Annotated in this window: 19 protein-coding genes and 1 pseudogene; 4 read left to right on the forward strand and 16 right to left on the reverse strand. The window is 61.5% G+C overall.

Annotated features, from left to right (window positions below; translation table 11 throughout):
* Nucleotide 1: 1 nt before the first annotated feature.
* From pgaA to NMB39_RS27965, 12 genes and pseudogenes are all read right to left on the reverse strand, one after another.
* Nucleotides 2-2,482, reverse strand: a complete 2,481-nt coding sequence (gene pgaA / locus NMB39_RS27910; RefSeq protein WP_494339777.1) for a poly-beta-1,6 N-acetyl-D-glucosamine export porin PgaA — start codon at nt 2,480-2,482, stop codon at nt 2-4.
* 302 nt (nt 2,483-2,784) lie between these two features.
* Nucleotides 2,785-4,281, reverse strand: a complete 1,497-nt coding sequence (locus NMB39_RS27915) for a YdgA family protein (RefSeq protein ID WP_494339776.1) — start codon at nt 4,279-4,281, stop codon at nt 2,785-2,787.
* A gap of 146 nt (nt 4,282-4,427) precedes the next feature.
* Complete coding sequence (locus NMB39_RS27920) at nt 4,428-5,060, reverse strand: hypothetical protein (RefSeq protein WP_057010456.1); 633 nt, start codon at nt 5,058-5,060, stop codon at nt 4,428-4,430.
* 81 nt (nt 5,061-5,141) lie between these two features.
* Complete coding sequence (locus NMB39_RS27925; protein WP_057025564.1) at nt 5,142-6,584, reverse strand: efflux transporter outer membrane subunit; 1,443 nt, start codon at nt 6,582-6,584, stop codon at nt 5,142-5,144.
* Nucleotides 6,581-7,471 carry an efflux RND transporter periplasmic adaptor subunit gene (locus NMB39_RS27930; RefSeq protein WP_057025565.1) on the reverse strand — a complete coding sequence of 297 codons (891 nt, stop codon included), beginning with the start codon at nt 7,469-7,471 and terminating at the stop codon, nt 6,581-6,583. The genes NMB39_RS27925 and NMB39_RS27930 overlap by 4 nt, the downstream gene beginning before the upstream one ends.
* Nucleotides 7,468-7,677, reverse strand: coding sequence for a DUF1656 domain-containing protein (locus NMB39_RS27935; RefSeq protein ID WP_003187469.1), 210 nt, complete (start codon nt 7,675-7,677; stop codon nt 7,468-7,470). Before NMB39_RS27935 ends, NMB39_RS27930 begins: the two co-directional genes overlap by 4 nt.
* Complete coding sequence (locus tag NMB39_RS27940; protein ID WP_494339775.1) at nt 7,674-9,752, reverse strand: FUSC family protein; 2,079 nt, start codon at nt 9,750-9,752, stop codon at nt 7,674-7,676. Before NMB39_RS27940 ends, NMB39_RS27935 begins: the two co-directional genes overlap by 4 nt.
* Entirely contained in the window at nt 9,749-10,168 is a 420-nt protein-coding gene (locus NMB39_RS27945) for a MarR family winged helix-turn-helix transcriptional regulator (protein ID WP_046070329.1), read from the reverse strand. The genes NMB39_RS27940 and NMB39_RS27945 overlap by 4 nt, the downstream gene beginning before the upstream one ends.
* A 782-nt stretch (nt 10,169-10,950) precedes the next feature.
* On the reverse strand, nt 10,951-11,373 hold the full coding sequence (locus tag NMB39_RS27950) for a hypothetical protein (protein WP_169718284.1): 423 nt from the start codon (nt 11,371-11,373) through the stop codon (nt 10,951-10,953).
* Between the two features lie 74 nt (nt 11,374-11,447).
* Nucleotides 11,448-12,072: pseudogene (locus NMB39_RS27955) on the reverse strand (Fic family protein); the annotation flags it as partial.
* Nucleotides 12,073-12,251: 179 nt separating this feature from the next.
* A complete protein-coding gene (locus NMB39_RS27960; RefSeq protein ID WP_124398894.1) occupies nt 12,252-12,497 on the reverse strand; it encodes a DUF2789 domain-containing protein in 246 nt (81 codons plus the stop codon).
* 32 nt (nt 12,498-12,529) lie between these two features.
* Nucleotides 12,530-14,110: a glycosyltransferase family 39 protein gene (locus NMB39_RS27965; RefSeq protein WP_494339774.1), complete on the reverse strand. Its 1,581-nt coding sequence runs from the start codon at nt 14,108-14,110 to the stop codon at nt 12,530-12,532.
* Nucleotides 14,111-14,279: 169 nt separating this feature from the next.
* Between NMB39_RS27965 and NMB39_RS27970 the strand changes: the two genes are divergently transcribed.
* The 4 genes from NMB39_RS27970 to NMB39_RS27985 all read left to right on the forward strand — a co-directional run bounded on the left by NMB39_RS27970 (nt 14,280) and on the right by NMB39_RS27985 (nt 18,851).
* Nucleotides 14,280-16,442 (forward strand): PA5441 family protein, encoded by a 2,163-nt coding sequence (locus tag NMB39_RS27970; RefSeq protein WP_494339773.1) that lies wholly within the window; start codon nt 14,280-14,282, stop codon nt 16,440-16,442.
* Nucleotides 16,439-17,143 (forward strand): DUF3142 domain-containing protein, encoded by a 705-nt coding sequence (locus tag NMB39_RS27975; RefSeq protein WP_494339772.1) that lies wholly within the window; start codon nt 16,439-16,441, stop codon nt 17,141-17,143. Before NMB39_RS27970 ends, NMB39_RS27975 begins: the two co-directional genes overlap by 4 nt.
* Nucleotides 17,144-17,251: 108 nt before the next feature.
* A complete protein-coding gene (locus NMB39_RS27980) occupies nt 17,252-17,611 on the forward strand; it encodes a helix-turn-helix domain-containing protein (protein WP_057025717.1) in 360 nt (119 codons plus the stop codon).
* Nucleotides 17,589-18,851: a type II toxin-antitoxin system HipA family toxin gene (locus tag NMB39_RS27985; RefSeq protein ID WP_082636747.1), complete on the forward strand. Its 1,263-nt coding sequence runs from the start codon at nt 17,589-17,591 to the stop codon at nt 18,849-18,851. The genes NMB39_RS27980 and NMB39_RS27985 overlap by 23 nt, the downstream gene beginning before the upstream one ends.
* Before the next feature lie 33 nt (nt 18,852-18,884).
* Here NMB39_RS27985 and NMB39_RS27990 read toward each other — a convergent pair whose 3' ends face one another.
* The 4 genes from NMB39_RS27990 to NMB39_RS28005 form a co-directional block, all read right to left on the reverse strand.
* Nucleotides 18,885-20,330, reverse strand: a complete 1,446-nt coding sequence (locus NMB39_RS27990) for an efflux transporter outer membrane subunit (RefSeq protein ID WP_494339771.1) — start codon at nt 20,328-20,330, stop codon at nt 18,885-18,887.
* Nucleotides 20,327-21,385: an HlyD family secretion protein gene (locus NMB39_RS27995; protein ID WP_057025714.1), complete on the reverse strand. Its 1,059-nt coding sequence runs from the start codon at nt 21,383-21,385 to the stop codon at nt 20,327-20,329. The genes NMB39_RS27990 and NMB39_RS27995 overlap by 4 nt, the downstream gene beginning before the upstream one ends.
* 15 nt (nt 21,386-21,400) lie before the next feature.
* Nucleotides 21,401-22,936, reverse strand: coding sequence for an MFS transporter (locus tag NMB39_RS28000; protein WP_057025713.1), 1,536 nt, complete (start codon nt 22,934-22,936; stop codon nt 21,401-21,403).
* Between the two features lie 219 nt (nt 22,937-23,155).
* The gene (locus NMB39_RS28005) at nt 23,156-24,076 is read right to left on the reverse strand and encodes a LysR family transcriptional regulator (protein WP_057025712.1); all 921 of its coding nucleotides are present in this window, start codon (nt 24,074-24,076) and stop codon (nt 23,156-23,158) included.
* Nucleotides 24,077-24,088 lie beyond the last annotated feature (12 nt).

Here is a 24,088-nt window from a genome sequence, read left to right on the forward strand (position 1 = left end):
TCTAGAAACGGTAAGTGAGGTCGAGGAGCAGGCGCAGATCACGTTCGCGCTCGCCGTCATAAGGTCGGCTGACCAGGCTCAGGTTGGCGCCGGCTTCCAGCACGTCATTCCAGCGAAAGCGTTGGCCGTAGCCGATCAAGCCAACGCCACCGGTGGAGTAATCCTTCTGGCTATAGGTGCCTGCGCCGACTTGGAACTGCTGACTCCACTGGGTTTCGTAGCGGTGATAAAGCACATGGTTGACGTTGACGGTGGGCAACACGCTGAAGTCGGACTTGGGGTTGAAGTAGATCGTGTCTTCCTTGCTGTTGCGGCTGGCACCGACGTCCAGGCCCAGCTCCACTTGTACTTTCGGCGAGCTATAGATGCCTTCGCGGCCCGTGAGCAAGGCTTCCACTCGGTCGTTGCCATCGCTGAAATGGGACGGGCTGACAGTCAGTTTCCACTCGCGGCTTTCATTCGCGCGCCAGCGGATAAAACCGCTGCCGCCGTTGGCCGTGACCCCATCATTCAACGCCCGTAATGGCGTGGTGTTGAGCAGATAGCCAAGGCTGCCGCCGTACTGCCAGTGGTCGTTGATGTCGCGGGCGATCGACACGCTCGCGCCTTGCTTTGAGCCATCGCCATAGGAATGGTTGGACACCTCCGCTTCGATGGTCATGTCGCGGGTGCGCCGCTCCACACCCACACGCTGCCAGCGGTGATGGCCGGTGCCTTCGGCAAAATCGGCAGTGCCATAGCCGACGCCGGCAAACACGCGCCAGTCTTCGTCGATGGGCGGGGTGTAGATCACACTTTCTATGCCCCAGTCACGGCTACCCGACACCGCGCCGGCTTCTTGGTTATTGCCGCCACCGAAGCTTTTACCGGTGTAGGCTTCCACCCGCACTTCGGCCATGTCGTGCACATCGCGCAGGCGCTTGAGGCGCTGTACCTGGCGGTTGTCCGGGGCACGGGCGACGACATCATCGGTGAGCAGATCCAGTTGCCGCCATTCCTGCAGGTCCAGCGCGGTGAAGCCTTGGGACATTTCTACACCGATGTCGCGGGGGCTCTGGTTTTCAGTCTCCTTGAGGGAGTCTTCAGCGCGCCTTGGCCATTCACGGGCCCGGTACATTTCCGCCTGTGCCAGGCGCACACCGATGCTGCCGGGGGCTTTGCTGCCCAGGTCTTCCAGGCTCTGTTCGCTGGCATCCAGGTCAGCCCCATAGGTGCCGGCCTGGGCCGCCAATTGCTGGGCGTCCATCCACTCGTCGTTGGGGTTGCCAATGGGCAGGCCCTTGAGTTCGACCCGAGGCTTCTCGGTGCTGGCCAACTGCGTGGCGACCGCACGCGCCTCATCGACCTGGTCGTTTTCCAACAGGGCGTAGAACAGGGCCGTGCTGTCTTTGACGTGATCACCAACGTCGGCGTCCGCTGCGGTCAGCGCCTGGCGGTACAGCGGCGCGGCTTTTTCCGGCAGGCGCTGATCGAGGTAGGACGCGGCCACCCAGCGCACGGCATAGGTCGGCAATTGCACGCCCTCGGCCGTGAGGGTTTCGTACTCGCGGATCACCTCAGCCGTGCGCGCCCGCGCCTTGAGCGCGCCCAGGCGGTCAATACGCCAGCCCACCACGTCGTCGTGGGCAGTGGCGTCCGGGCCCCAGCGGCTGATCAATTTGTCGTAATCCTGCAGGGCGCGATCAGCGATGACATAGCGCTCCTTCTCAGTGCGCGTGGCGAACTCGGCCATGCGTACGCGCTCGGCGGCGAGGTCGCCTTCCAGGCGGCGCTGGGTGACCGCATCCACCAGGCCGGGGCGCTTGGCCGACAGGCGCAGGGCAGGCTCCGGCATGCGGGCTTTTTGCAGGGCGACGATGTATTCGCGGGCCACTTCCGGCTTGTCGCCGGCGCGGATAAAGGCTTGGTCGAACTCAAACAGCGCGTCGTAGTTCAAGCCGGCACGCGTCAGCGCATAACCCAGGGCCATGCGGCGGTTGGGGTCGTTGGGTTGTGCTGCCACCATCGTGCGCAGGCGTTGCACCGCCTCATTGGCTTTGCCGCCATCGGCCTGGGTCAGGGCCTGGCCCAGTTGCAGGTCGACGTTATTCGGTTCACGCAGCAACGCCTGGCGATAGACCGCCTCGGCCTGGGCCCACTGCTTTTGATTACGATAGGTGCGCGCTACCGTGGCGAGCGCCTGGGTGGTGAGGTTGCGATACTTGCCTTGTGCCTCGTACACCTTCAGTACTTCGGCGTCTTGCCCGGCCCAGCCGGCGATCACCAGGTGGTCGCTGACCTGGCCTGGGCTCTGGCGTTCGGCGGACAGTTGGCGCAACTGGGTCAAGGCGGGCGTGAAGTGACCGTTGCGGGCCTGCATGATCAGGGCGTCGTAGGCAGGGTCAGCCACGGCATAGGCCGGCATCAGCAATGGGCCGCACAAGGCTGCTCCAATGAGCAGTCGCAACTGGCCTGATGCACTGAGTGGATGGATTCGCAACATGTCGTCGGCTTCCTTACAAGGAAAGCTGCAACGATGGGTGATCCTGAGCGATGTGCATCAGGGTGTCGGCGTCTCGGGACCCGACCTAGCTTTCCTGGGCGAACTATCCCTTAGCGATGTCAGGGGAAGGGCAATTCAGAACAATTGTTCAGAATTGGCTGACAGAGATTTCTTGCCAGGCACGAATACAAATGTGGGAGGGGGCTTGCTCCCGATAGCGGTGGGTCAGTAAAAATATACTGACTGACGCTCCGCCATCGGGAGCAAGCCCCCTCCCACATTAATTACCGCATTTTCAACGCTTACTGGGCGCCGCTTACTGCACCGACCTTGGACATCACAAAGCTGATGAACTGCTCAACAGTCATCTTCTGGCCGTTGAAGGTCACTTCGTTGTTGGCATAGTGCAGCTTGGAAACCACATCGGTGCCCACCAGGGTCGCCATTTGGGTGCCGACCGCCATGCTGCTGACCATCTCGGCCGCCATCTGCGACTGCTGTTCGATGGCCTTTGGGTCAGTCACGCCACCGACCTGGGCTTGCAGGGCCGCCACGTCGCTGATCATCGGCTTGGACAGGGTCAGGTTGGCATCCAGCAGCGCGACCATTTGCTTGCCCAGTTCAACCGGCGGCAGTTCCATGGAAGTTGGCTTGGCCAGGTCGACCACCAGGTTGAATTTGCTTTCGCCGTGGGTGGTTTTCAACGACAGGTTTTCCACGGCCAGTTGCGGCTTGGCGGCCAGCACCTGGTTGACATTGGCTTCGGCAAGGGTCTGCTCGGCTTCGGTCAATTGCAGTTCCGGCACCGGTTGGCCAGCCGCGGCCGCGGCTTGCACCGGTTGCATCTTGTCCTGGTAGAGCTTGGTCAGCACCAGCATCGCCGGGATATCGACGTTCTTCATGCTCACGGCCATGGCGGCCGAACCGACAGGTTTGCCCTGGTAACCGATCTCGTCGATCTTGTAGTCGACGCGGCCGGCCAGGTTGTTGTCCTTGGCTTGGGTGGAGTCTTTCTGCTCGAAGCCCTTGAGGGTCAGCACAGCTTTCTGCGGGCCAAAGATGACCTTGGTGTCGGTCAGCTCCACGGTGTTCTGGCCGGTGTAGAAACCGAAGGTGGATTTCTCCAGGTTGCTGGCCACGGTCAGACCGGCCAGTTCGGCTTCGAACGGCGCGCCGTTGGCATCCACCGCTGCAACCTTGAGGCTGTTCATGAAACCGTCAGCCTTGACCTTCTGGCCTTCGGCGCTGCTGTCGAAGTCCAGGTTGGCGCCGGAGAAGCTCACCGAGGAGGTGTCGTCCTTGAACTCCAGAGGCAGCAGTTCGATGTTGCCGGTGACCGAGCGGCTATAGCCGATATTCGCCACGCCTTTGAGCGGCGACACGTCTTTGCTGGCGGCGAACCATTTTTCCGTGGTGGGGTTCTTTTCCAGTTCGTAGTGACTGGTGGCCATGACCGGCAGCCATTTGAGGGTCACCAGGCGCGAGAATGGCAGCGGGCCGTGCTCGATGTGGTCGACGAACAGCAACTCGGGGTTCGGGTTGTCTTCACCGAAAACGCTGCCCTGGCCCTTGAGGCGGTAGTGCGCGGTGCTGCTGAACACGCCACGGTCCAGGGACACCAGCTCCAGGGCCAGGGTGCCGTCGACGCCGGCCATGGAGGTCTGCAGCTCTTTGTTGGCGTTCTGGATCGCGGTCTGCAGAACCGGCTCCAGTTGCTTGCCGGTGTACCAGGCACCGCCCGCACTGACGGCGCCGATGGCGACAACAAAACCCAAGAAAACAACGGCTGGCTTATTCATGAAGTGACCTGATCAAATCCTGTGAGAAGTGGGCTGTCTTCCTTGAACCCCGAAGGGGTTGGCTCAAGCCCGCCGAAAACGGGGGAAGATTAGCACTGGCGGGCGCAAACGGCCCAACCTTTCAGAGGGATCAGTTCAGGCGTAGTTCAGGAGTACTCCAGCTCGATTTCATCCAACTGGTGATCAAAACTCTTCAAGCGTGCGGTCCAGGTGTACACCAACACCTCAAACTCGCGGTGTATCACGGCATTGCCGGGGGTGTCGGCCTTGGGGTCGCAGAAATCCAGCTGATAACGCTCGCGGGCCATTTGCGTGGCCACGTCGGACAATTCCCGCGCGTTATTCAGCCAGTGCCTACCGTCGTCTACCTGTCGATCCAGCAGTACGCATTGTTTTTTCAGGACTTCGAGGCTTTTTTCCAGCGGGGTGCCGGTGAGATCGCCCATGACTTCCTGGAAGGTGCGCCCGGGCTGCCAGTAGCTGCCCCAGAAATAGCGGTCGAACACGGTTTCGACCCGGCGCAGGGCGACCTTGGTGTCCCAGATCGCGACGCGGGTCTTGCCTTGCTCGAGGAGCTTTTTCTTCACCCGTTGATTTTGGTAGGAGGCCCAGGCAACGACGCCGATGGACAAGGTGCCGATCACCAGGCAGGCGCTGTCGAGGAACACCATGGCCTTGTCGAGTTGATGGGCGAGCATGACGCCATAGAAATACGCGGCCGATAACAGGACCAGTGCGAAGAGCACGCACCAGAAAGCGGGAGCATAAGGGTTTTTCATTATTGGAATCCCCATGAGCAAACGCAGACTTTGTCGGGTGAAGCGTCACGGCGCCTCCCCTGACAAAGCATAGCAATCACCTCACGGTTTGCCGGGTTTTGTACCTTGCGTTCGTCCGCTTTCCCAACCGCCGCCCAAGGCCAGGAACAGATCGATCTGGCTCATGGCAACCTGGGTGTTGGCCGCCGCCAGTTGCGCACGCATCTCGGTATAGGTGCGCGTGGCTTGCAGGTCGGCCAGGAACGATTCGCGGCCGGCCTGGAAGAAGCGGTGGGTCTGGTCCGCTGCCTGCCGCGCCGATTGTTCGGCTTCGGCCAGGGCGTCGCGGCGCTGCAATACGGCGGTGTATTGCGCCAGCCCGGTCTGGGTTTCGCGGATGGCGTTGAGTACCACGCCATCGAAGTGGGCCAGGGCACCCTGGGTCGCGGCTTCGGCTTCATGGATACGTGCGCGGGCACCGTTGGTCGGTAGGGTCCAACTGATCATCGGGCCAAAGCCCCAGCGGTTGGTGGCCGGTGTGCCGAGGTTTTCCAGCAGGCCCACGGTGCCTACCGTGGCGCCGATGCTGATATCCGGGTACAGCGCGCCGGTCGCCACGCCGATGCGCGCGGTGGCGGCGGCCAGTTGGCGTTCGGCCTGGCGCACGTCGGGGCGGCGCTTGAGTAATGTGGCGCCGTCGCCTACCGGCAGCAGTTGGGCGATATGCGGCAGCTCGGCGCAGCTATTGGTGCCGGCCGGCAGCTGGTCCACCGGTTTGGCCAGCAGCATCGACAAGCGGAACAGCCCGGCCTGGCGCGAGGCTTCGTAGCGCGGCATCTCGGCACGCAGGGATTTGTATTGGGTTTGCGAACGGGTCACCTGGGTTTCATCGCCGCGCCCGGCATCGCGCAGGCGCTGGGTCAGTTTGGTGCTCTGGGCTTGCAGGTCGAGGGACTGGTTGGCAATTGCCAGCTCTTCGTTGGCCGCGCACACCTGGGTGTAGGAGCGCACCACATCAGCCACCAGGGTGATGCGGGCGATATCGGCAGCGGCCTGGGTTGCGTCGGCACTGGCCTTGGCGCTTTCGATGCCGCGCTGCAAGGTGCCAAACAGGTCGAATTGATAGGAGGTGGTGATGCCGACGCTGCCGATATTGCCGACCGGGACTTTGTCGGGCAGCAAAAATGCTTCGCCAGATTCCTGCAAGCGCTGGGCCTCAGCCTTGGCGCCGGCACTCCAGCCGCCGGCGGATTCGGCTTGCTGCACCTGGTAACGCGAACGCTGCAGGTTGGCGGCGGCCACGCGCAGGTCGGTGTTGGAGGCCATGGCCTGCTGCACCAGTTGGTCCAGGCGTGGGTCGTTGTACAGCTTCCACCAATCGGTCGGCACCGGCGCCGAGACCACGTTGCTGCCCTCGCCCATGATCGGCCCTTGCAGGTCGCCACGGTTGACTGCAGCCTGTTCCGGCAGTTTGTAATCCGGGCCCACCACTTGGCAGGCCGACAGCAACAACCCCAGGGCAGCGGTTGGCAACAGCCGCTTCATGGCTGCTCTCCGTCTTTGACCTTATCGCCGATGATCGACACCGTCGCCGTACGCCCGGCGATCATGCGAAAGTCCGCCGGCACATCATCGAAGGCGATGCGCACCGGGATCCGCTGGGCCAGGCGCACCCAGCTGAACGCCGGATTGACGTTGGGCAACAGGTTGGAGCCGCTGCTGCGGTCGCGGTCTTCGATACCGGCGACGATGCTTTGTACATGCCCATGCAGGCGGGCGTTGTCGCCGATCACGCGGATGTCTACCCCCATACCGACATGGATACCGTCGAGCTTGGTCTCTTCGAAGTAGCCGTCGATGTGGAAGGAATTGCTGTCCACCACCGACAGCACCGGGCGCCCGGCGGTGACGAATTCCTGGGTGCGCGGCGCGCGGTCGTTGACGTAGCCGTCCACGGGGCTGCGGATCACCGAGCGGTCGAGGTTGAGTTGGGCAGAGTCTACCGTCACCTGGGCTTCGGCCAGGGCCGATTGGGCGCGGGCGACGCGGGACTGGCTTTCTTCCAGTTGCTCGCTGGGCACCAGGTTGCCGAGGCCACGGTTACGCTTGTACTCGCGCTGGGCCTGGGCAAGGGTTTCCTGGCGGTCGGCCACGGCGGCCTGGGCTTGGCGCAAGGCCAGCTTGAAGCGGTCCTGGTCGACGGCAAAGAGCACCTGGCCCTTGGTCACCAACTGGTTGTCGCGCACGTCGACGCGCTGGATCAGCCCGGACACGTCCGGGGCGATCTGCACGATGTCGGCGCGGATGTGGCCGTCACGGGTCCAGGGCGCAAACATGTAGTACATGACCATGCGCCACACAACGACGACCGCGAAACTCACGATCAACAACGTCAGGACGACACGGCCGATAGTCAAAAAAGGTTTTTTCATGTCATCAAATATCGACTGAGTGAGTCCACCGCGCCCAGCAACAGCGCGTACAGCCCCACATTGAACAATGCCCGGTGCCAGACCAGGCGATAGAAGTGCATGCGCGTCAACAGCCCGTGCACCACCAGAAACAACACATAGGTAATGCCCATCAGCACCAGCAGCGTGGGCAGGAACACCCCGCTGATATCCAGATCACCGATCATAAAGGCGCTCCATCGGGTAGCGGCGCTTCCATTTCCGTGCCGCCAATGAATTCCACGCCGGGCAACAGCGCCAGGCGCAGGCCGGCCAAGGCATGCAGCAGGTGCAGGCGGGTGTCGTCTTCGTCTTGCAGGCCCTGGCCGTTGAGGGCACGGCGCGTGCGGTCCAGGGTCATCAGCAGACCGCTGGGCGCGGGTAAGCGTTCACCGGCCTTGAGGCACGCCTTGAAGTAACCGCCCACGCCTTCCACCACCTGGTTGAGCAACACCCGTGGCACACCGAGGATGCGCGGCGAGTAGGCCAGCAGGTCGAGCAGGTTCAGCGCTACGCGCAGGTCGCGCAGGGCGCTGCCGGTGTCCTGGCCGGTGAGAGCCAGGCGCGGCAGGTGCTGCATCAGGCGGTCGAGCATTTGCGCGGCCATGTGCCGGTGTTCGTTCAGGGTTGCGGGCTCGGTCAGGCCAACGATGTCACGCCAGCTGAAACGGGTCAGACGCTTGGCCGCCAGTTCGGCGCCGAAGGGCCGGGCGATCAAGGTCCACACAAATGCGAACAGCAGGCCCACGGGCCCAGCCAGGTTGACGTTGGCGAAGTTGAGGAAGTCGGCGTCATAGGCGCCCTGGATGCTGATAAACGACGAGGTGTTCACCAGCGTCAGCAGCATGCCCAGGTAGAACCGTGGCTGCACGGTAAGCGTGCCGATGCAGATAAACGGCACGGCAAAAGCCAGCACCAGCATGGGAAAATCGTGCAGGTTGGGCAGCACCAGGAACAGGTACAGACTGGCGAACAGCACCGACATGGCGGTCCAGAAAAAGAACCGGTAGATCTGCGGCGCCGGGTCGTCCATCGAGGCGAAGAAGCTGCAAGCGACGGCGGCCAGGATCACGGCGCTGCCGCCATCGGTCCAGCCCAGCAGAATCCACAGCACCGAGGCGACGATGATCGCGGTGACGGTGGAAAACGCCGAGTAGAACATCAGGCCACGGTCGAGGAACGGCGTGAGCCGGCCCAGGCGCCAGTGGCGGTAGACGGCGCGCCAGGTGTCCTGACTTTCGCACTGGATGGCGGATTGCAGGCTGCGGCAGTCCTGCCACAGGTCGATCCATTCGCCCAGGCGGTACAGGGCGTTGGAGAACAGCAGCGTGTGACGGTCATCCAGCGCTTCGCCCTGGGGTTGCGCGGCGTCGACCTTGTCGCGCAGCACGCGCCAGCGTTCAAGGGGTGCGGTTTCGGTGGTGCTTTGCAGCCATGCGTTGGCGGCTTCCAGCAAGGGTGTGAGCCGGTCGAGAAACTCCGGGGCGCGATGCTCGATGGCGTACACCGCGTCATCCAGGGCGTCGATTACCGGCAGCAGGTGAATCATGCGCCCGCGCAGTTCCTTGGTGTTGCGCACCGTCTGCGGGCGAGCGCCTTCGTGGGGCAACTGGCCGATCATCAACTCGAGGGTGTTGAAGGTGGCGACCATGCCGCCGCGCAGGTTGCTGACGGCTTCAGGGTCGACCTGGCGGGTGAGAAAACGCTGGCTGTAGACCTGGGCGTCGCTGAACCACTTGGCCACCGAGCCATCGAACACCGGCATCAGGCGCCGCGGCCAGAACATCGCCCCCACCACCGCCGCGACCGCGATGCCCAGGAAGATTTCCTCGGTACGCGCCTCGGCCACATCCCATACCGCCAGCGGGTTATCCACCACCGGCAAGGCAATCAGCGGCAAGGTGTAGCCGGCCAGCATCAAGGCGTAGTTATTCGCGGTGCGCAGGTGCATGGAGAGGAACAGCAAGGTGCCCGTCCACAACGCGATGACCACCACCAACAGGTAAGGTGACTGCACGAACATGGGCACGAACAGCACCGCCGCCGCCGCCCCCATGAAGGTGCCGATGGCGCGGTACAGGGCTTTGGAACTGGTGGGACCGACAAACGGGCTGGAGACGATATACACCGTGGCCATCGCCCAGTATGGACGCGGCATTTGCATCAGCATGGCGATGTACAGCGCGATCATCGACGCAGCGAATGTACGGACCCCATAGAACCAGTCGCGGGCAGGCGGGAAGCCGGTAAAAAATCCGCTCAAGATGACACAGCCTCGGCCGCCTCGAAGGCCCGCAGCACGCGCAATGCGGCTTCCAGATCCGGGGTGGCGATATCCGCCAGGACTTCGTTACGCAGGCGCACCAGTTGCGCCTCCACCGCCTGCACCAGCTCACGGCCACGCTCGGTGAGACTCAGGGCCTTGGCGCGGCGGTCGTGGATGTCTTCGGCGCGGCACACATAGCCGTCGCTGCACAGCCGGTCGAGCAGGCGCACCAGCGACGGGCTCTCCATGCCGGAGGCCTGGGCCACCTTGACCTGGTGCACACCGTCGCCCAGGCGGCCGATCATCAACAACGGCACGGCGCAGGCTTCGGAGATGCCATAGCTCACCAGCGTGGTCTGGCAGATTTTGCGCCAGTTACGGGCGCCCACCACCATGCTGCTGCTGAGGTTCATCTGGAGTTGTTCGAGGGATAGAGGCACTGGATAGTTCGCATACAGTTAGTTTGCTAACTATTAATATGGTGGAGGGATGAGGCGTCGTCAAGTTTTGAAACAATTTCTCGATGGATGGAGCGATTCAGCGGCATCACCGCAGGACGAAGGTGGGAGGGGGCTTGCTCCCGATGGGGATGGGTCAGTCACAGATGCGTTTACTGACACGCCCTCATCGGGGCATAGGTATCTACACAACTGTGTAGCAGCCGACGGTAACCACGATGCGAAGCGAGCCGCTCTTGATCTTGATCTGCTTTTGATCTCAGGCGCCCCGTTAAACCACGCTGGCCGGAATTCGCCATGGATTTGGGGGGTAAACCGGCAGGGATGCCGGTTTAGCCGCCCCGCGCCATGGATGGCGCGTGGCGGCGGCCCCCCAAATCAATGGCGGATTACGGGCACACCGAGCCTGGGCGAGGTGCCGAGTGGTGAGGCAAGAGCGTTTTGCTTACTTTTGCGCTTTTCAAAAGTGAGCCGCTGTAAAAGCGGAACCCTAAGTGGCCGTTACCGCAGCAATGGATATGTACTCGGTCTGATCCAAGATCCTGGTCGGCCCGAAGGCCGCCATCGGGAGCAAGCCCCCTCCCACATTTGGATCAGCGTCGGATGTGGGGGCTATTTTTCAGCCTGACACTCCAGGCGACGCTGGATCTCGGCCATCATGTCAAGGCCATCGCGCAGCGAGACCCATGCGCACGTGATTAGATGATGGAGTTTTGGTTGCCAAGCCTATTGGCCGGTCAGGATTTTTCGCACCAACGCCATACGCTCCAGACCTTAACGACTTCAGAGATAACCACTAGCACAGCCATCAACACCAGGTTGTAGTTAGGAACAAGCTGAGCGCCTACCAGCAACAGCGAAACAGAAGGCACGATAAAAGCCAATCGCAAGGGTGTTTGAAGGTAAGTAACCCACCTCACCTGTTCACGTCCGAGGAAGAGCAGTACGCAGGAGATCAGGATGGAAACTTGCAGCAGCATGGCAATGCCGAACATGTATAACTGCTCACGACTGTGATCACGCAGCACCCATAAAGCACTTTCAATATCACTTAAATAGGGAATCCTTCCCTCCATTGCGCTTGCTACTGCATACCGAATTAGATAAAGGGCATCCATGGCTCCCCAAAACCAAAAAACATGCATGCGCGTCAGTTTCATGTTGTGTCCAGAACAGGTAGCCAGCACCTGTTAATAACGATCTCCTCACGCTGGCAACTATCGCCCGTTTCTGTTTAGTCGATAGGAAATTTCCCGATTTCGCGCAGAGTACGCCCCGCCTCCTTCTCAATAAACCCAAACACCTCCTCCGACACGCTGTACTGAAACTGCTTGCGCCGATGTTTGGAAAGCTTGCCCGCGTTATCCAGGCACATCATCACCAGCTTCCACAGATCACTGCCACGCACGTCATAGCGTTGGTTCACGGCCTTGATCACGCGGTCGTAGCGGTCGAGGAATTCGGTTTCTTCGCGCAGTTCTACTTCCAGTGCGCGGCGGGCCATTTGCAGGGTGAATTCGACGCAGCGGGTGGCGTCCCAGTAGCGGTAGATCGAGGGGTGGCCGATAAAGTCGAAGGCCATGTGGTCGGCGTCCAGCCAGGTGACATTCCCAAAATTTCCGCGTCGGCTGGGAGAAAGTCTTGAGTGCCTCCAGGTAGGCTTGCTCTTCGTGCTTCGTGGCTACGGAGACCGGTAGCAACAAGCCATTTCCCAGTGCGCCATAGTGGCAAAGCGTCTGGTGGATCAGGAAGCGAGACAGCCGGCCATTACCGTCCATGAACGGGTGCAGGGACACGAAGCCGAAGGCGGTGACGGCCGCGGCGACCAAGGGATCGACGTCTCGCACGGGCTGGTTGGCTTGATCATCGCAGCCCGCAACGGTGCGATAACCTTAGATCCAGCGCCTCACACAGATGAGCGTAACCGACTGTTGGCATGGAGAGCTTTTCCAGAAAAAATTCACTTAAGCGATTAAAACCCAGTTTTTTTACCGCTCACCATTTTTTTTTACATGCTCGCTTTTATTGGGATATTTTTTTACACCCCTCGCCCACCCCGCAACATCAGATTCAACTCATCCACCACTACTGCCCAATCCGCATCGTCCAGAATCTCCTCACGCAAAAATGCCCTCTGGGCGTCGCTCCAAAAAAACGCATCGGCGAGTTTCAAATCCGGCTTGAGCGGTGAATGAGAGGCGACAAATTGCTCAATGCTGACCGGGTCGTCTGGCAGGCCAAGCTGTTTGAACAAAGCCGGCAAGCTGTGTACTGGAGATTCCATGGAGTGTTCCTCATAAGCCTGTTCAGAAGAGTCTAGCGGCAGCCTTCAGGTTGCGGTGCCGGCACGTTGCACAGCACGAACAGGCGCGCCCGCGCCCCGCCACCGTCCTGGCGACTGAGTTCGCGCCAGCCTGCGGGCAGCGGGGCAAAGTCGTCCGGTGTTTCGTTGCTGCTGATCAACCATACGCGCCGGGTATTGGCCGGTAACGCCGCCAAAGAATCGAGATAGATGCGCCCACCATCCTGGTCCACCAGGGTGCCGAAGCCGTAGGCATTCGGCCGGGTCGGCGTGCTGTCGGGTTTGGGCGGGGTGTAGAGCTGCAGCTGTGCGTCGGTCTGGTCGTAGTACACGTAGCTGAGGTACCACATCATGTCGCTGAGGACGATGCGGTCGCCTTCCTGGTAATTGCGATTGACGAACTCCACCGGCACGTTGAATTGGTCGTGTTCATCCACAGCGAAGGTGTTCTTCAACCCCACGGACTCCACGCCGACAAACAGCACGAACAGCGCCGCCCCCAACCATGACCAACGTGAAGGCAGGCGGTCGATAGCCAGAGCCACGAGGATCGGCAAGCCCAGGGCGTAGACGGTGAGGTAACGCTCGATAAACACCGGCGAGATAAGCGAAACGCCATATACCAGCAACAGCGGCAGCAAGAAAAACAGTGCCAGCAGGCACGCCGGCCGATAGCGCCAGGCCGTCATCAACACAACCGCTATCAACAGCAGGGGAAAGAACCAGAACAGCGGCGGCCAGAAATCCACGCCTTCATCCTGAAGCACGAACTGCCAGATCATCGACGGCAGGGATAGCAGGTCGACCGGATCCTCCCAGCCAATGTCCCCGCCCACTTTGAGCTGGTCGACGTGTTGCACCAAATCCAACAGGTTCGGCAGCCAAGGCAGGTACAGCAGCACAATCATGGTGTTGGCCAGCCACCATGCAGGGCGCGTGATCAAGCGTTGGCCCGGCGCCGGCCACCCCAGGTAGGCCCAATGCACCAGTACGCACAACGCGGTGAAATAATGGGTATAGAAACCGGCGCTCATCAACAGCACATACGCCGCTAGATAGCGCGTGCGTTCGGGTTGGCGCATCCAGTACACCAGCGCCAGCGTCGCGCCTAGCAGCCACATGCCCAGCAGCGAATACATGCGCACTTCCTGGCTGTAGCGCACCGCCGTGGGCAGCAGCGCCAGCAGGATCCCCGCCAATACTGCCGCGCGTCGGGTAGACAGTTGCCGCGTCAGCCAAATGCCCAATCCAACCACGGCCACACCTGGCAGCGCACTCATGCTGCGAATCGACCCGATGCTGTCGCCGAACATTTCGATCCAGCCGCGCAGCAGGAAGAAATACAGCGGCGGATGCACATCATGGGCCGCGTGAAACCACAGGTCGGCCGCGGCGTATTCGCTAAGCAACAGGCTTGACCCTTCGTCGCCCCAGATCGCCGCCGACGTTAGATGGTAAAACCGCAGGGCCATGGCCAGCGCCAGGATCGGCACCCACCAGAGACGGCTGAGCCAAGCAGCACCCTCCCAGGTCAGGCGATGGGAGCCAGGCAGCACCCCGGCTTTTTCGTTTTGCTCTACCACAGACCGACGCACTTGAATTCCCCTGCTTGCCTAAGCGCAAACACCGCCACTCTAGGACAAAAGCCCCGGCTTCGCTGCTGGAATCGGACAAATCAGCATTTTGTGTAGGCCTTCACCGAAGCGCGCGTCAGGATCAGGCTATTATTGGCGCCCTCCAAGGACCAAGGATCAAGGACACGTCATGCGCATCGGTTTTATGTCACCTCTGGCACTGGCCCTGCTGGCCGGTATTTCTCTCCAGGCCCAGGCCAGTTCCGACGACTCGTGCTACCCAGATTGGCGGGTCTCGCGTGACAGCCTCGAACCCTGCAGCAACCAGCCCTTTCTCAGCCCGGGCAACGACAGCCGGGTCAACCTGCGCCTGTTGCTGGCCGACAAAAAAGCCGCGCCCCTGACGCCCAATGCCTTGGGTGAAGATGACCTGGCCCAGGGTTTTGGCCCGGTGCCCTTCCCGGTGTATCGCCTTGTACCCCCACCAACCACCGGTGATGAGCCTGACAACCAGCCGGACGATTCACGCACAGCCGAACTCGACGCCCTGCTGCAACCGCTGGGCATCAAGCGTGAGGAATACAAAACCGCCGGCGAAGCCTTCCTCAACGGCGAAGGCAGCCGCTGCCGCAGCAACAGCGATGACAGCGCCACCGCGTTTATCAGCCAGGTGATCAAGGCCGATATGCCGCCCGCCGAACGCGATTTGCTGGTGAAAGCGCGCTTAAAGTTGCTGACGACCTGTGAGTTCACTGGCCAAGTGGTGGACGCGCAGTTGACGCCCTCGACCAACGCCCAGCTGTTTCGCACCTACCTGCAGGCCGCCGCCGATTTCTACGGCGGCCGCTTCGTTTACGCCGAGCGCGGTTTCGCCGCCGCCGCGACCAGCGAGGTGCCCTGGCTGAAAGAGACCGCGCTGTACATGACCGCACGCACCTCGTTGAACCGGGCCCAGGCCGAAGCCTTCGATGAGTACGGTATGCCGCAACGCGAGCATGTGGATAAGTCTGCCTTGAGCGACGCCGAAGAAGGCTTTCTCGGTTACCTGAAACATTTTCCACAGGGCGATTACGTTGCGTCCGCCCGTGGCCTGCTGCGCCGCGTGCATTGGTTGGCGAACGACGACGCCAAGCTTGCAGAAGACTTTACCTGGCAATTTACCGAGGCAACCAACGCCCAGCGCAATGTGAGCGTCGACGAGTTGGTCGAAGAAGCTGACCTCAAGTTGCTGATGGTCGGCAACAAGTCGGCAAACAGCCCGATGCTGCAGGTGGTCAGCGACCTGATGGCGATGCGTGCCCATACGCCGCCGCTCTTGAGCCGAGAAGACCTCGACAAGCAAAAGAGCACCTTCGCCAACGAGCCGGCCTTGTTCGACTATCTGCAAGCGGCGTATGCCCTGTACGTCGAGCATCAGCCCGACAACGCCTTGAAGCACCTGCCCGACAGCGTGCCGTCGAGCCTCGACTATTTCGCCTTCAGCCAGCAGACCCTGCGCGCCCTGGCCCTGGAAGCCATGCAAGACTGGCAAGGCGCCGAAGCCCTGTGGCTGCAACTGCTGCCCCTGGCCAAGCAACCGCTGCAACGCGACCAGCTGGAGCTGGCCCTGGCGATGAACTATGAGCGCAGCGGCCAACTGGCCAAGGTGTTCGCCGTCGATTCGCCGATCAGTGCCAAGCAGGTGCGCTACATCCTGCTGCGCAACGTCGCCGGCCCCGACCTGCTGCGCCAGCAGATCGCCAAGGCCAGCGACCCGACCGAGCGCCAGAGTGCGCAATTCGTGCTGCTCTACAAAGACCTGCTGCACGGCCAGTACGCCACCTTTGCCGATGATCTCAAGCAAGCCTCGCTCGCTGACGACAAGCTCGGCACCAGCCTGGGCTACACCTACACCAGCGGCCAGTCCTTGAAGCTGTTCCAGTGGAACGGTGACAAAGCCGAATCCGGCTACGCCTGCCCAAGCATCGCGCAAACCGCCGCGACCTTGCAGGATGAGGCCAAAAACCCGCACGCCTTGAACTGCTTCGGTGAGTTCATCCTGCGCAACGGCCTGGACGGCATGCCCCTGGAACACCCCCGCGCCGCCGGCAGCCTGGGCAGCACCGAATCGCAGTTCAAGGGTGAAACCTTCTCGCGCCTGGACGGCTACAAACAGGTGATCGCCAATGCCAAGGCGCCGAAAACCGACAAGGCCTATGCACTGTTCCGCGCCATCAATTGCTACGCGCCGGCCGGCTACAACAGCTGCGGTGGCGAAGACGTCGCGCCCGCGGTACGCAAAGCCTGGTTCCGCCAGCTCAAGACCGGTTTCGCCGACACCCAGTGGGGCAAATCGCTGCAGTACTACTGGTGAAGTCGCTGTGGCTGGGTTTGCTGTTGCTGGCAGGCCCGGCTTTCGGTGCGGTCGACGCCCGCGACTATGACGCTTTCTGGCTGTGGAGTGGTGTCACGCCCCAGCCGGTGATCAAGCAGGCCCGGACACTGTACATCCTCCAGGGCCAGATCAACTCTACTCGCCGCGCGCCCCAACGCGACGTGCAACTGATCGCCCAGGGCATCAGCGTACCGCGCATTACCCAAGGCGAAATCTGGGTGGTCTACCGCGCCCACACCCTGCACTGGCCGGAACAGGTCTACACCCAACTGCTCGGTCAGGTGCAACGCTGGCGTGACGCTGGCAACCCTGTGGTTGGCATCCAGATCGACTTCGACGCCCGCACCCAATACCTGCACGAATACGCGAACTTCCTGCGCGACCTGCGCCGGCGCCTGCCTGCCGACCTGCGGTTAAGCATCACCGGCCTGATGGACTGGAGCAGCAACGCCGACCCGGCCGCCATCGCCCAGCTCAAAGGCGTAGTGGATGAAGTGGTGGTGCAGACGTATCAAGGGCGGCACAGCATCCCGGATTACGCGGCGTACCTGCCACGGATGAACAGAATGGGAGTTCCGTTCAAGATCGGTTTGATTCAAGGCGGCGAGTGGGAGGCGCCAGGATATTTGCAAGGGAGTGAGTGGTTTCGGGGGTATGTGGTGTTTTTGCAGAATCCTTGAATCTTCCAAACATGGAAAAAAACCGTCTATCAAACCGGTTTTTTTGCGTGTGGCCTTAGCGACTTGAATGATATAAGTTGCCCTTACAGCCTTAAGGGGTGATATATCATGCATGAAACAGGCAAGCCATACCCCCACAAAGGGTATATCTCAGAGAGAAGCGCTGAACTGATGAGAGGTATCGGGAACGGTATCGAAATAGCCCGCATTCGTCGCCGTTTGAAAATCTCGACCATATGCAGCCGGGCGGGCATTACACGACAGACGTATCAGCGGCTGAGACAGGGCGAGGCCGGCGTATCCCTCGGCGTGCTGATGAATGTGCTTAGCGCGATGGACCTGGAAGAAGGTATGGCGAGCATTGCGTCACCAGAACTTGACCTGGTTGGGATTACCATGAGCCTCGCCCGTGAGCCCGACCGAATTCGCACAGAAGGGGAACCTGATGTCTTGGAAGCCGATTGGTAACGCATTCGTTTTTTCAGCTCACTCAGTCGGTGATCCGGTCCCTGTTGGTGAGGTGGCCATGCACGCAAGCGGATTCGTTTTTCGCTACGCCAACAGCTGGCTTGCGCGCCCCAAAGCATTTGCGATCGACCCGCTTAGCCTGCCACTGACCCCTAACCAGTATTCCTCGACACGCATGTTTGGTGTGCTCGACGACGCAACGCCCGACAATTGGGGTCGGCGTGTTCTACTGGCGACCCACAAACAGCATCCACAAAACGAAGTTGAATGGCTCCTTGCTTCGCGGGGTGCGGGAGTGGGCTGCCTGCTGTTCAGTGCGTCAAGAAATCTGCTGCCGACTCTGCACCAACCGCCGCAATTTGAAGACCTTGAGAAAATCATGGTGGGCCTTGATCGAGTCGAGAAGGGTGACGTCGACCTGCCCGTGGAAATCGCACGGCTATTCGAGTTTGGAAGCTCCATGGGCGGCGCCAGGCCGAAGGTCACCGTGACTCACGAAGGTAAGGAATGGATTGCTAAATTCGGCCGTAGCGACGATGTTTTCGATCAACCACGTGCTGAATTCGCCAGCCTTCAAATGGCGGATGCGGCAGGTCTACCCGCAGCCGGGCACAAGTTGGTAGAGGTCGCCGGCAAACCGGTTTTGATGGTCGAGCGTTTTGACCGGCATGAGGGGGCTGGGCGCGAGCACTATGTCAGCTGCAATTCGTTAGTCAGCACTGAGAAGCCGCGAATGCGAGTTGACGCGGTGGAGAGTGCCGTTTCCTATTCCAGAATCGCAGACGTTTTGAAGAAGGTCAGCGACGATGCAACGTTAGATATGCGTGAGCTTTACAAGCGCATGGCTTTCAATGTGCTCATCGGCAATAGCGACGATCACCTGAAACAAACCGGACTGCTGTTGACCAGCGCTTCGGGCTATTCCCTTGCGCCAGTATTTGACGTGTTGCCCCACCCGACGCAGCTAGGCCTGCAGGCACTGATCATCGGGAATGAGGGCAGGGTATCGTCGGTCAGCAATTTGCTCAGTACCCCCGAGCGCTTTGGGTTGGGAATGGATGAAGCAAGATCAATCGTCACTGATATTTATGCTGTGGTGCGAGAAGCCTCCGGTTTTTTTGAGGCGGCAGGCTGTAGCGGTGCCGATGTCAGCATGCTTTCCAATGTATGTACCAGGTTTGAATCGGAGCTCATGGCAAGGCCACCCATCGCGGTCAGCAGCAAACCTCGCTTAGGGTGACAGGTGTCGAACTGACAAAAAAACCTTCGTCTCTCAGCGCCCAGCGGTCTGCAACGGATACACCGACTCCCACCCTCCTCCCAGCGCCTTGTACAAACCGACCATGGCCAAGGACACGCTGGTAGAGCTTTCCACCCACTGCTCCTGCGTCGCCAACAATGCGCTTTGCACGGTGAGTACGTTGACGAAATCCACCACGCCTTCAACATACTGGTGCTGCGCGGTGGTGAGGGCGATCTGGTTCTGGCGCACGGCTTCGGCGAGGCTGTCGCGGCGTAGTTGGCTGGCGTTGTAGCGGGTCAGTTGGTCGTCGATTTCATGCCAGGCGCGCAGCACGGTTTGCTGGTAGGCAAGGGCCGCTTCCTGTTGCTGGGCTTCGCGCAAATCCACCATGCCTTGCAGGCGCCCACCGTTGAACAGCGGCAGGCTCAATTGCGGGCCGAGGGCAAATGCGCGGGAACCCCAGGAGCCGAAGTCCGACAGCTGCATGGCCTGGGAGCCGAGGCTGCCGGACAGGGTGATGCGCGGGTAGAAGTCGCCCTTGGCCACGCCGATGCTGGCAGTGGCGGCGTGCAAGCGCGCTTCTGCCTGGCGGATGTCGGGACGGCGTTCAGCCAGCTCCGAGGGCAGGCCGATGGCGACCTGGCGTTGGGTTTGCGGTACGGCCGCGTCCTTGGACAGCTGTGCTTGCAGGGCCTGGGGCGGTTCGCCCATCAGCAGGCTCAGGGCGTTGATCAGTTGGTCCTGGCGCTGTTGCAAGTCCGGCAGGCGCGCTTCAATCGCCGCGACCTGGGCGGCGGCTTCGGCCACGTCGAGGTCGGTCGCTACGCCATCAGCCAGGCGCAATTGCGAGAGCTTGAGGCTGTGACGGGCCACGTCGAGGTTTTGCTCGATAACGGCACGGGTGCTCTGCACGCCGCGCAGTTGGATGTAATCCTGAGCAGTCTCGGCCAGGACCGACAACAACACGGCGCGGCGGTCGTTTTCGGCGACCTCCAGGGTGGCTTCGGCTGCTTCGGTTTCACGCTTGACCCGGCCCCAGAAGTCCAGTTCCCATGAGGCCGAGAAGCCCATGTCCCATTGGTTGAAGGCCGAGCGGCCGCTCTCGCCGGAGGGGTCGTTCAAGCCTTTGCCGCTGTTGCGCTTGCGCTGGTAACCGCCGTCGGCATCGACGTTGGGGTAGCGTTCGGCGGTGGTCACTTGGCGTACGGCGCGACTTTGTTGCAGGCGGCTGCTGGCCAGTTTCAGGTCGAGGTTATCGCTGAGGGCGCGGCGCGTGAGTGCTGAAAGTTGCTCGTCGTGGAATACGTCCCACCAGCGCTCCTGCAAGGGGTCACTGACGGCACGGCTTGCGGCTTGGCGACCCTGGGGCTCGCTCCATTGGCTGACCTGTGGACCTTGGGGCCGTTGGAAATCCGGGCCGACGGTGCAGGCGCTCAGGCTGATGAGGCTCAAGGTGAGCCAGGCGACGTGTTTCATTGCTGGGCCACCTCACGCTGTTGCGCGGCCGGCCGGGTATCGACGCTGGCTTCCACCGACATGCCAACGCGCAAACGCTCGGTCAGTGGCTGGTTCGGCTCAAGCACGATCTTCACCGGAATACGCTGTACCACCTTGGTGAAGTTGCCGGTGGCGTTGTCCGGCTTGACCGAGGCAAAGGTCACCCCCGTGGCCGGCGCCAGGCTTTCCAGATGGCCTTTGAGCAGCTCACCGTCAAGACTGTCGACGCTGACCTGCACAGCTTGGCCGGCGTGCATATGGGACAGTTGGGTCTCTTGGAAATTGGCCACCACATAGGCCTCGGCCAGCGGCACGACCGCGAGGATCTTGCTGCCCGGTGTCACATAGGCGCCAACTCGCACGGCGCGCTCGCCGACCATGCCATCCACCGGCGCGACGATGCGTGTGTAGGACAGCTGATAACTGGCCATTTCCAACGCCGCCTGGGCACGCTTGAGGCCACCTTCGGCCGCATCACGCTGGGCGGTAAGGATTTCTATCTGCTTGCGCTCGGCCGCCAGTACCGCGGTGGATTTGGCCAGCCGGGCGGTGGCCTGGTCGATGCGGGTCTTGGCTTGCTGGGCGTTCTGCACCGTGCCCGCGCCGACGCCGGCAAGGTGGTTGTAGCGATTCAGTTCATGTTCGGCGAAGGCCACTTCGGCGCGATCAGCCGCCACGGTGGCCTGGGCCTGGGCGATCACCGAGCTTTGACGCTCCAGGGTCGCAGTGGCGTTTTTCAGTTGGGCCCGGGCCACCAGGGTATCGGCGTCGGCAGCCTGGGCGGCGGCGCGAAAGTCGCGGTCGTCGATCAACGCCAACAGCTGGCCGGCCTTGACGCGCTGGTTGTCTTCCACCAACACCTCCTTGATAAAGCCGGCCACCCGCGGCGCTACCAGGGTGAAATCAGCAGCAACGAAAGCGTCGTTGGTAGTCTGGCGCTTGCTGCCCAGCACACCCGGCGCGACCAGGTAAACCAGTACGCCGACGGCAAATACAGCAATAACGGCGACGGCAATTTTGTCTTTGCGTTTCATGGAAAGTCCTTGTGGTCAGGTTGGAGCGCGAGGCGGATAGATCCGCGTGGGCATCCAGAAAATCAGCAGGATCAACGCCACCGCGACACCGGCCATGACGACGTAAAGATCCGAAGAGGTCAGCACCACGGTCTGCTCGTGCAAGCGGTGGGCGAGGCCCTGCGCCTGCGTGTCGGCCAGGGGCGAGTTGCCGAGGCGGTCCACCAACATGGTTGAATGGAAATGCCCGCGCTGGGTGGTCAATGTATCCAGCACCGCGGTGGCGATCACAGCGGCCAGGCCCTTGACGGTATTGAACCAGGCCGAGGCGAACGGCCCTTCGATGGGTTGGATGCTGCCGGTGGACAGCATCAGCAGCGGCAACACGGCCATCGGCTGGCCGAAAATCTGCAGCAGGTACCAGCCATAAAAATCATCGCGGATCCACGCCGAGGTCAGGTGTGAACTGCCGATGCAGCACAGCACCAACATGCCCAGGCCGATCCCCAGCACCCAGCGGCAATCGACCCAGCGCAGGTTGCACAGCGCCGCCACCAGCGGCAACGCGATCAACTGCGGCAGTGCCATCAGCAGCATCACCGGCGCGGTTTGCAGCGGCCGGTAGCCCTGGACCTGGGCGAGAAAACTCGACGGGATGATGATCACCGAAGTCAGCACCATCAACACACCGGCCAGCACGATCAGCGCAAAGGCCAGGTTGCGCAGGCCGAGCATCTGCAATTTGAAGAAGGGTATTGGCTGCGACCATTCGTTGAGCAGGAACAACACCAGCAACACGGTGCCGCCACTCAGCAGAAAGGTGATCAGGCCCGACTCGAACCAATCCAGGCGATTGCCTTGCAACAAACCGATCACCAGCATGCAGATCGCCGGGAACCCTAGCAGCAGACCGCGCCAGTTGAACTGCCTGAAGCGCTCCAGGCGCAGCGGGTCTTGCGGCAGGCCATAAGCGACAGCCGCCATCGACAGCAGGCACGGCGCGACGATCTGCCAGAATGCCCATTGCCAGCCGACGTATTCGGTCCACAACGCCGCCAGGGGCGTACCCAGGCTCGGGCCGAAGGTGGCGGTCAGGGCATAGCCGGCCAGGCCATACAGCTTGACGTTGGCCGGCAGGAAACGTAGCGCCACGGTCATCAGCATCGGCGGCAGCGCGCCACCGGCCAAACCTTGCACGGTGCGTAGCAGCAGCAGGCTTTCGTAGTTCGGCGCGAACGGGCAGAGAATACCCAGCACGGTGAACAAACCGATGGCGCACAGCGTGAAACGGCGCAGCGAAAACGTCACCGAACACCACGGTGCAAAGGCCATGGCCGCCACGGACGTCGCCGTGTAGGCCGCGACCAGCCAGGTACCTTCGTCAAAACCGATATACAGCGCACCGCGGATATCGGCGAGGGCGACCTTGGTGACCATCTCGTTGAGACCGGACACCAGCACCGCCAGCAGCACGCCGATCAGGCCGATGATGATGCGTGGGCCGAACACGGGCGGGCTTGGAGCAACAGGTTGGGCTGCGGCCTGGAAAGCGGGGGCAGCGAGGGATGTCATGAACAGGTAACTCGGAATGATAAATACCTGAGCAGTTTAATCAGGCTATACCCTGCAAAAAAGTTACTTATCGGAAGCTTATAAGTGCGCCAGGCGCAATCCAAATGTGGGAGGGGGCTCGCCCCCGATTGCAGGGTGTCAGGTAGCTAATTTCTAGCTGACACTTTGCTATCGGGGGCAAGCCCCCTCCCACATTTTTGACCGCGCAGGGCTTTAGACTTAGGTGGGTTGGGCTTCGAGCCAGGTGGCGTGGCAACTCTCTCGCATGGTCTCGCGCAGCCATTTGTGCGCCGGGTCTTTGTCGAAGCGTGGGTGCCAGGACTGGGCCAATACCAGTGTCGGCAAGGAGATCGGCAACGGGAACGCGCGCAGTGGCAGGTTCAGGCGTTTGGCGCTTAGCAGCGCTTCCTTGGGCACCGGCATGATCAGGTCGGATTCCGGCAACATGAACATCGCACCGTGAAAGCCCGGCGCGATCATCGCCACACGACGCTCCAGGCCCTGCTCATTCAGCGCGGTGTCGATCGGCCCACGGGCAATGCCACGCCGTGAAATGCTGATGTGGGAATAGCTGGCAAAGCGTGCCGCGGTGATTTCTTCGTCGAACAACGGGTGGTCTTGCCGCGCCAGGCCGACAAAGGTGGTGGAAAACAGGTTCTGCACCTTCACTTCCGGGCTGGCCGGCATGGTGTTGCTCACCCGCAGATCCAGGCGCCCTTCGCGCAGGGCTTCGTCGTCGGTGTCGCCTTCGGGCACGAAGCGCAGTTCGCACAGGGGGGCCACGCGCTCCATGGTGTCGAACAGCCGACCGCCATACACGCCGATGAAGAAGTCATTGGCGCGTACGCTGAAGCGACGGCGCAAGGTGCTCAAGTCCACTTGATCGGCCGAACGAAACAGCAACGCCGCCTGCTCCACCACGTTGCGCACCTGGCCTTGCAGCTCCAGGGCCTTGGGGGTCGGCACCAGGCCCCGACCGGCACGCACCAGGATCGGGTCGCCTACAGCCTCGCGGATACGCGTGAGGGTGCGGCTCATGGCCGCCGGGCTCAGGTTCATCCGCCGCGCAGCGCCAACCACGCTGCCCTCGTCGAGCAAGGCGTCGAGCGCGACCAGCAGGTTCATGTCCGGTAGTTGCATGCCAAGCACTCG

It is taken from the genome of Pseudomonas sp. FBCC-B545 (assembly GCF_059134095.1).

What these genes read in the sequence shown, in the direction of transcription:
- pgaA (WP_494339777.1), bottom strand. Translation starts at nt 2,482, where the DNA reads ATGTTGCGAATCCATCCACTCAGTGCATCAGGCCAGTTGCGACTGCTC.
- NMB39_RS27915 (WP_494339776.1), bottom strand. Translation starts at nt 4,281, where the DNA reads ATGAATAAGCCAGCCGTTGTTTTCTTGGGTTTTGTTGTCGCCATCGGC.
- NMB39_RS27920 (WP_057010456.1), bottom strand. Translation starts at nt 5,060, where the DNA reads ATGAAAAACCCTTATGCTCCCGCTTTCTGGTGCGTGCTCTTCGCACTG.
- NMB39_RS27925 (WP_057025564.1), bottom strand. Translation starts at nt 6,584, where the DNA reads ATGAAGCGGCTGTTGCCAACCGCTGCCCTGGGGTTGTTGCTGTCGGCC.
- NMB39_RS27930 (WP_057025565.1), bottom strand. Translation starts at nt 7,471, where the DNA reads ATGAAAAAACCTTTTTTGACTATCGGCCGTGTCGTCCTGACGTTGTTG.
- NMB39_RS27935 (WP_003187469.1), bottom strand. Translation starts at nt 7,677, where the DNA reads ATGATCGGTGATCTGGATATCAGCGGGGTGTTCCTGCCCACGCTGCTG.
- NMB39_RS27945 (WP_046070329.1), bottom strand. Translation starts at nt 10,168, where the DNA reads ATGAACCTCAGCAGCAGCATGGTGGTGGGCGCCCGTAACTGGCGCAAA.
- NMB39_RS27950 (WP_169718284.1), bottom strand. Translation starts at nt 11,373, where the DNA reads ATGAAACTGACGCGCATGCATGTTTTTTGGTTTTGGGGAGCCATGGAT.
- NMB39_RS27960 (WP_124398894.1), bottom strand. Translation starts at nt 12,497, where the DNA reads ATGGAATCTCCAGTACACAGCTTGCCGGCTTTGTTCAAACAGCTTGGC.
- NMB39_RS27970 (WP_494339773.1), top strand. Translation starts at nt 14,280, where the DNA reads ATGCGCATCGGTTTTATGTCACCTCTGGCACTGGCCCTGCTGGCCGGT.
- NMB39_RS27980 (WP_057025717.1), top strand. Translation starts at nt 17,252, where the DNA reads ATGCATGAAACAGGCAAGCCATACCCCCACAAAGGGTATATCTCAGAG.
- NMB39_RS27985 (WP_082636747.1), top strand. Translation starts at nt 17,589, where the DNA reads ATGTCTTGGAAGCCGATTGGTAACGCATTCGTTTTTTCAGCTCACTCA.
- NMB39_RS27990 (WP_494339771.1), bottom strand. Translation starts at nt 20,330, where the DNA reads ATGAAACACGTCGCCTGGCTCACCTTGAGCCTCATCAGCCTGAGCGCC.
- NMB39_RS27995 (WP_057025714.1), bottom strand. Translation starts at nt 21,385, where the DNA reads ATGAAACGCAAAGACAAAATTGCCGTCGCCGTTATTGCTGTATTTGCC.
- NMB39_RS28000 (WP_057025713.1), bottom strand. Translation starts at nt 22,936, where the DNA reads ATGACATCCCTCGCTGCCCCCGCTTTCCAGGCCGCAGCCCAACCTGTT.
- NMB39_RS28005 (WP_057025712.1), bottom strand. Translation starts at nt 24,076, where the DNA reads ATGCAACTACCGGACATGAACCTGCTGGTCGCGCTCGACGCCTTGCTC.